The sequence below is a fragment of the Duganella sp. Root1480D1 genome, from assembly GCF_001427305.1.
Taxonomy (GTDB): Bacteria; Pseudomonadota; Gammaproteobacteria; order Burkholderiales; family Burkholderiaceae_D; genus Rugamonas.
On sequence record NZ_LMFZ01000050.1, the window covers coordinates 241,750 to 248,465 of the forward strand.

Consider the following 6,716-nt stretch of genomic DNA (forward strand, 5'->3'; position numbering starts at 1 on the left):
GCTTACAGGCTCGCTGCCAACTCTGCGCCTTCCTTGATGGCGCGTTTGGCGTCAAGCTCGGCCGCCAGGGCGGCGCCGCCGATCTTGTGGAAGCGCGGGGCGCCCGCTGCGGCGGCCTCGCCTTCCGGCGGCATCAGTTCGGTCAGGCTTTCCTGGCCGGCGCAAATCACCACGTTATCCACCGCCAGCAGGCGTTCTTCTTCGCCAACCTGGATATGCAGGCCATGGTCGTCGATCAGCTTGTACTGCACGCCGGGAATCATCACCACGCCATTGCGCGCCAGCACCGCACGGTGCACCCAGCCGGACGTCTTGCCCAGGCCGGCGCCCAGCTTGCTGGTCTTGCGCTGCAGGAGGTAAAGCTGGCGCACCGGTTCGGCCGCCTTGGCCGGCACCAGGCCGCCGCCGGTCTTGGCGTGCAGGTCGACGCCCCATTCGGCCGTCCAGTGCTCCTTCGCAACCGGCAAGGCGTGCTCGGGATTGTGCAGGAGGTATTCGCCAACGTCGAAGCCGATGCCGCCCGCGCCGATGATGGCCACGCGCTTGCCGACCGGCTTCTTATCGCGCAGTACATCGAGATAGGACAGCACTTTCGGATGGTCGATGCCATCGATCTTCGGCTTGCGAATACGGATGCCGGTGGCGACGATCACATCGTCATAGCCCCCGGCCAGCAGTTCTTCGCGCGTGACGCGGTGATTGAGCTGCAGCTTGACGCCGGTCAGCTCGATCTTGCGGCCGAAGTAGCGCAGGGTTTCGTTGAATTCTTCCTTGCCCGGGATTTGCCTGGCAATATTGAATTGGCCGCCAATGCGGTCGCTGGAATCGAACAGTGTCACGTCGTGGCCGCATTCGGCTGCCACCGTCGCTGCCGACAAGCCGGCAGGGCCGGCGCCAACCACAGCTACCTTGCGCGGTGCCGCAGCGGGCTTGTACACCAGCTCCGTCTCGTGGCAGGCGCGCGGGTTCACCAGGCAGCTTGCGCGCTTGTTCTGGAAGGTGTGGTCAAGGCAGGCCTGGTTGCATCCGATGCAAGTATTGATTTCGTCGGCGCGGCCGGCGGCCGCCTTGTTGACGAACTCAGCATCAGCCAGGAAGGGGCGCGCCATCGACACCATGTCGGCATCGCCGCGCAGAATGATGTCTTCCGCTTCCGCCGGCATATTGATACGGTTCGAGGCCACCACCGGAATGGTGACCTCCTTGCGCAGACGGCCCGCCACTTCGGCGAAGGCGGCGCGCGGCACCGAGGTGACGATGGTCGGCACGCGCGCTTCATGCCAGCCGATGCCGGTGTTCAGGATGGTGGCCCCGGCCTGCTGCAAGGCCTTGGCGACGGCCACCACCTCTTCCCAGGTATTGCCGCCGTCCACCAGGTCCAGCAGCGAATGTCGGTACATGATAATGAAGTCGCGGCCGACTGCATCGCGCATGCGGCGCACAATCTCCACCGGCAGGCGCATGCGGTTCTCGATGCTGCCGCCCCAGCGGTCGGTGCGCAGGTTGGTGCGGGCGCACAGGAACTGGTTCAGCAGGTAGCCTTCGCTGCCCATCACTTCCACGCCGTCGTAGCCTGCTTTCTGCGCCAGCCTGGCGGCCCGCACATAGGCCTTGATGGTCGATTCAATGCCGCCCTCCGTCAGCGCTTTCGGCTTGAAGGGCGAGATCGGCGATTTCTTGTCGGAGGCGGATACGGCAAACGGCTGGTAGCCATAGCGCCCTGCGTGCAGGATCTGCATCAGGATCTTGCCGCCCTCTTCGTGCACGGCGCCGGTCAGCTTGCGGTGGTTGAACACGTCGCCGATGAAGTTCATGGTGCCGCCGAAAGGCAGCAGCCAGCCCTGGCGGTTCGGCGAGATGCCACCGGTGACGATCAATCCCACGCCGCCCCGGGCGCGCTCGCGGTAGAAGGCGGCCAGCTTGTCGTAGTTATAAAAGCGGTCCTCCAGCCCCGTGTGCATGGAACCCATGATGACGCGGTTGCGCAAGGTGGTGAAACCCAGGTCGAGGGGCGAAAGAAGATGAGGGAAATTCGTGGTCATGGCGGAATGGCGGGAGTTCGGTGCGCTGTCTAACGATGGAAGCGCGCGGCGCTTGTATTCTGCCATCAGTTACCTTACGCTGGTAGCATGAAGCGACTGTTATTAGTACTGTTCCTCGGTTTTACCGCGCCCGCCTTTGGCGCGGGACAGGCGGCCCGTTTGGAAATTCCAAAGCTGGAAGTGTCCGTCAACCGGGTGAAGGCAGATTCGCAACAGCTCTATGAAGTGAACGCCAGCGGCACCGTTCATGCTTCCCTGCCAACAGTCTGGCGCACCCTCACCACCTACGACCGCATGGAAGAATTCGTGCCCGACATGGCATCGTGCCGGGTGCTTTCCCGTAATGGCAACGAAGTCATCATTGAGCAATTTGGAACGGCGCGCTTCCTGTTCATGTCGCGCTCCATCCATCTTGTCGTGCGTGCAACGGAACAGCCGATGTCGTCCATCGACATCGCCCTGGTTTCGGGAGACATGAAACATTACGAGGCGCGCTGGGAACTGATTCCCATTCCGGAAACCGGCGGCACGCGCGTGGTCTACAGCGGCCGCCTGATGCCGAATTTCTATGTGCCGGGCCTGTTGGGCACCAACATCATCCGCGGCGATATCGAACGCATGATGAACGCGGTGCTGGCCCATCTTGAACGCCAGCCGGCGCTGCCGAAACAGTCCGAGCTGGCACGCGGCTTGGGCGGGGTGCCCAGCGTTCCTTAAGCGCGCGGCTTAGGCCGTGTAGTGGTCGCGGTCGCGCACTTCCGCAAAATTCTCAAGGCTGCCGATACGGATCACCACCGGATTCATGGTGGATGCGGTCTGCATCGAGCGCCAGGCGAATTGCCATTCCTTTTCGATCGCATCCTCTCGGGTCTTGGTAAAGGCTGCGCCCAGCGCGGCGCGGCCGCCGTATTCGACGGCGCCATCGATGCCGGCCCAATTCGGCAAGGTACGCTGCACTGCACGATGAATGCGCTCACCGAACTCCTCGGTGTTGTGGATCACCAGGCAGCTATCGGCGCCGAAATGGTCGAACAGGTCGCGGTTCCAGGCTTGCGAGAAGCTCAGGGTCAGGAAGCTGCCCACAGGGCGCAGCACGAACTGGCCGTCCTTCAAGGCTTGTTCGAGTTCGCTGCGCGGGCCGTAGCGGTGCAGCGTAGGTGGGCGTTTGTAATCGTGCATGATGATTCTTAGTGTGGATTTCTTTCGATGTGCCGCACATGGCGGTGGGCACGCATAAACGTCGAGGCGATGAAGATTTCGCGCAGCAGGTAGCCGAAATTGCCGATCAGGCAGATCATCGCCGCGATGAACAGGCCGGCAATGTATTTGTCGAGCGCGACGTTGGTGGCATCGCCAACGAACAGCAAGGCCACCACCAGGCAAACGAACAGGCCGCAGGCGGTGCACAGCGCGATTGCCACGTTGATCAGGTGCGAGCGGCGGTACAGGATGTCCAGCTCATTGATGTAGGTATCGTTGTAGGCCACGTCGAGGCGCTCTTCCAGCACACGGGAGCGGTCGATGATGCGCGCCAGCCGGTTCAGCAGCACCAAGAGATTGGTGCAGACCGTGGACAGCATGAAAACAGGGGCAATCGCAAGCTGGATGATGTGGGCGATGTCGCCGAGCTGGAGATTCATTATGCAAAGCGTCCTTGCTGGCGGAATTGTTCGGTGGCGTGGACCAGGGCGCGGCTGATGCCCAGCTCCATGGCGCCGTGGCCGGCGTCCGGGATCATCTTCATCAAGGCATTGGCGCCCCAGGCCTGATGCAGGCGCCAGGCCGAAACCGGCGGGCAGATCACGTCATAGCGTCCCTGCACGATCACGGCCGGCAGGTGGGCGATGCGCGGGACGTTGGACAGGAGCTGGCCGTCGGTGAAGAAACCCAGGTTGGCCATGTAGTGCGACTCCATTCGGCCGACGCCCAGGTCCAGGGTGTCCGATGGCGGTTCGTCCGGCTGCGGCAGCAGGAAGACGCGACGGCCTTCGAACTTGCTCCAGGCGCGCACGGCTGGCCAGTGCACGTCCGGATTCGGGTCCATGATGCGCCTGACGTAGGCTTGCAGCAGGTTGCCACGTTCTTCCGCCGGGATCGGGGCGACGAATTCGTCGTACACCTCGGGATGGAACCATTCGGAGCCTTGCAGGAACCAGTCGATTTCCTTCTGCGTGCAGAGGAAGATGCCGCGCAGGACGAAGCCCAGGCAGCGTTCCGGGTGGGCCTGGCCGTATGCCAGCGCCAGGGTGGAGCCCCAGGAGCCGCCAAATACCAGCCATTTTTCGATGCCGAACAGGGTGCGCAGGCGCTCGATGTCCTCGATCAGGAGCTGGGTGGTGTTGTTGCGTACTTCGCCCAGCGGGGTCGATTTGCCGGCGCCGCGCTGGTCGAACAGGATGACCCGGTAGTGGTCCGGGTTGAAGAAGCGGCGGTGCTGCGGCGACATGCCGGCACCCGGGCCGCCATGGAAGAAGACGACCGGGATGCCGTGCGGGTTGCCTACCTCTTCCCAATAAATTGTATGGATGTCATCGACCGCCAGCATGCCGCTATTGCGGGGCTGGATCGGCGGGAACAGGTGTGGCAAGGCGTCGGGCATGTCTATCCTCTATGCGTGAAGCCAAGATTGTAACCGCTCAGAAGAAGGTATTGATGGCCTGGAGGACGTTGTACGTGTCATCCACAAGCAGCATCAGGGGCCATTTGTCGAAGGTGGTGCAGGGGTGGGAGATGCCACAGCCGACCAGGTCGCCCACTTGCAGGTCGGCCTGGACGTCCTCCGGCCAGCGCAGGTAGGCGTGCTGGTCGTTCATTTTGTCGATCACGGCGCCTTCCGGCAACGCCAGCGCTGTCCCGCCCGGCCGATGCGCGGCGATGGCGCGCGGCAGGCCCAGGTCGTGCGATGCATCGCGCTTGCCCAGCGCCAGGATCGCCAGGTTCGGTTCGGGGCGCGACAGTACCGTGGTCCAGACTTCCAGCGCCGGGCGCAGGCCTTCGCCCGCTGCCTTGCCTTCGCGGCTGGCCAGCTCATTGGTCAAACCGCCGTAGTAACCATGGTCATTGGTCAGGTAGCAGCCGCTGCGCAGGATCGGCAGCACTTTCTTGCCCTGTACCGCCAAACCGGCAAACTCGCGCGCCACGCGGTCGAAGTAGGCCGAGCCGCCGGCGGAGATGATCACCTGCTCGCCGCCGAACAAGCCTTCCGACGCCGCTGCCTTCAGCATTTCGGCCATACGCTGCAGGAAGCCGTTGACCACTTCCACATCTGCCGCGCGGTTATCGGTGACCACCAGGCCTTCATAGCCTTCGATGCCGGCCAGTTGCAGGCCCGGTGCGGCGGCGACGGCGCGTGCCACGGACATCACTTCTTCGGGGTCGCGGCAGCCTGCGCGCTTGCCCTTCATGCCCAGTTCCACCAGCAGCGGCAAGGGCCGCGCGAGGCCGAAGTCCTGCACCGCGCGCGACAGGCGCTCGACGCCTGGCACGGAATCGACCAACGCAAAGAAATCGAAGCCGTGATCCTCTTGCATCAAATGCAGTACAGCGCGGATATCGGCCGGCGCCACCAGCTCATTGGCCAGGATCACGCGACGCGCGCCAAAGCGCGCCGCAATCTGCACCTGCGGGATGGTCGCCAGCGTGATGCCCCAGGCACCGTTTTCGATCTGCGCCGCGAAGAGCTGCGGGCTCATGGTGGTCTTGCCGTGCGGAGCAAGCAGCACGCCATGGCGCTCGCAGAAGCTGCGCATCCACGCCAGGTTATGCTGCAGGGCCGAAGCCTTGAGTACCGCCACCGGCAAGCTCGTATCGGCCGCCAGCACGTTCCAATGCTGGGCGGCGATCATATGCTGGCGCAGCGGCTCCACAATAGGCAGGCCCTTGACGCCTGGCTGCAGGATTTGTTCGTCGAGTTCGGGCAGCGCGTACATAGGTGATCCAATCTCTCTTCAAAGAATAGCACCGTCAGCCAGCAGGTGGCTCGGCAGTATTAAACGCCAGTTGTGCGGCGAAGGCGCGCTGGTAAGCCGGCCGCGCCTCACCACGGGCGACATAAGCCGCAAGGCGCGGAAACTCATTCAGGATACCCGAAGGCCTCGCCCGCAGCAGCACCGAAATCATCATCAGGTCGCCCGCACTGAACTCGCCATCCAGCCATTCCGCCTCACCCAGGCGCGCGGAGAGTTGACCCAGCCGATGGCGAATGCGATCGGCGATGAGCGGCAAGCGTTCCTTGCTCCAGGGCTTGTCCCCCTCCTGGAACTTGGCGATGACGATTTCCAGGATCGGCGGTTCAACCGTGTTAAGCGCAGCGAAGATCCAGGTAATCGCCCGGGCCCGGGCATTGGCATCTTCCGGCAACAGGCCCGGATAGCGCGAAGCAATATGGAAAATAATCGCACCCGACTCGAACAGCACCAGATCGCCTTCTTCATAAGTCGGAATCTGGCCAAAAGGATGCATGGCCATATGCGCCGGCTCCTTCATGGCGGCGAACGAAACCGGCCGCACTTCGTAGGCCTGCCCTACTTCGTCGGCCTTGAATAATCCCATACCGCCCGATTCTAAAGGCGAAACGCTCAAAAATCACTGCTGAGATTTGCAAGGTTTCGCTAAAATGGTGGCAATTCCTTGCAAATTTTCGAGGGTTTCATGGGACCAAAGCCAGCCGCACCA

7 protein-coding genes are annotated in these 6,716 nt (G+C 62.9%); 1 reads left to right on the forward strand and 6 read right to left on the reverse strand.

Annotated elements, in window-relative coordinates:
• Positions 1-2 precede the first annotated feature (2 nt).
• Complete coding sequence (locus ASD58_RS30255; protein ID WP_057266300.1) at positions 3-2,042, reverse strand: NADPH-dependent 2,4-dienoyl-CoA reductase; 2,040 nt, start codon at positions 2,040-2,042, stop codon at positions 3-5.
• An 87-nt stretch (positions 2,043-2,129) separates the two neighbouring features.
• Here ASD58_RS30255 and ASD58_RS30260 point away from each other — a divergent pair, with 87 nt between their 5' ends.
• Complete coding sequence (locus ASD58_RS30260; RefSeq protein ID WP_057266238.1) at positions 2,130-2,759, forward strand: SRPBCC family protein; 630 nt, start codon at positions 2,130-2,132, stop codon at positions 2,757-2,759.
• Between the two features lie 9 nt (positions 2,760-2,768).
• Here ASD58_RS30260 and ASD58_RS30265 read toward each other — a convergent pair whose 3' ends face one another.
• The 5 genes from ASD58_RS30265 to ASD58_RS30285 are packed head-to-tail and all read right to left on the reverse strand — an operon-like array spanning position 2,769 to position 6,593.
• Positions 2,769-3,221: a hypothetical protein gene (locus tag ASD58_RS30265; protein WP_057266239.1), complete on the reverse strand. Its 453-nt coding sequence runs from the start codon at positions 3,219-3,221 to the stop codon at positions 2,769-2,771.
• An 8-nt stretch (positions 3,222-3,229) separates the two neighbouring features.
• Positions 3,230-3,682 (reverse strand): DUF2721 domain-containing protein, encoded by a 453-nt coding sequence (locus ASD58_RS30270; RefSeq protein ID WP_057266240.1) that lies wholly within the window; start codon positions 3,680-3,682, stop codon positions 3,230-3,232.
• Positions 3,682-4,641: a prolyl aminopeptidase gene (gene pip / locus ASD58_RS30275; protein ID WP_057266241.1), complete on the reverse strand. Its 960-nt coding sequence runs from the start codon at positions 4,639-4,641 to the stop codon at positions 3,682-3,684. The genes ASD58_RS30270 and pip overlap by 1 nt, the downstream gene beginning before the upstream one ends.
• Positions 4,642-4,678: 37 nt before the next feature.
• Positions 4,679-5,971, reverse strand: a complete 1,293-nt coding sequence (locus ASD58_RS30280; RefSeq protein WP_057266242.1) for an amino acid deaminase — start codon at positions 5,969-5,971, stop codon at positions 4,679-4,681.
• Between the two features lie 34 nt (positions 5,972-6,005).
• Complete coding sequence (locus ASD58_RS30285) at positions 6,006-6,593, reverse strand: glutathione S-transferase family protein (RefSeq protein WP_082565795.1); 588 nt, start codon at positions 6,591-6,593, stop codon at positions 6,006-6,008.
• Positions 6,594-6,716: the final 123 nt, after the last annotated feature.

What these genes read in the sequence shown, in the direction of transcription:
- ASD58_RS30255 (WP_057266300.1), bottom strand. Translation starts at nt 2,042, where the DNA reads ATGACCACGAATTTCCCTCATCTTCTTTCGCCCCTCGACCTGGGTTTC.
- pip (WP_057266241.1), bottom strand. Translation starts at nt 4,641, where the DNA reads ATGCCCGACGCCTTGCCACACCTGTTCCCGCCGATCCAGCCCCGCAAT.
- ASD58_RS30270 (WP_057266240.1), bottom strand. Translation starts at nt 3,682, where the DNA reads ATGAATCTCCAGCTCGGCGACATCGCCCACATCATCCAGCTTGCGATT.
- ASD58_RS30280 (WP_057266242.1), bottom strand. Translation starts at nt 5,971, where the DNA reads ATGTACGCGCTGCCCGAACTCGACGAACAAATCCTGCAGCCAGGCGTC.
- ASD58_RS30260 (WP_057266238.1), top strand. Translation starts at nt 2,130, where the DNA reads ATGAAGCGACTGTTATTAGTACTGTTCCTCGGTTTTACCGCGCCCGCC.
- ASD58_RS30265 (WP_057266239.1), bottom strand. Translation starts at nt 3,221, where the DNA reads ATGCACGATTACAAACGCCCACCTACGCTGCACCGCTACGGCCCGCGC.
- ASD58_RS30285 (WP_082565795.1), bottom strand. Translation starts at nt 6,593, where the DNA reads ATGGGATTATTCAAGGCCGACGAAGTAGGGCAGGCCTACGAAGTGCGG.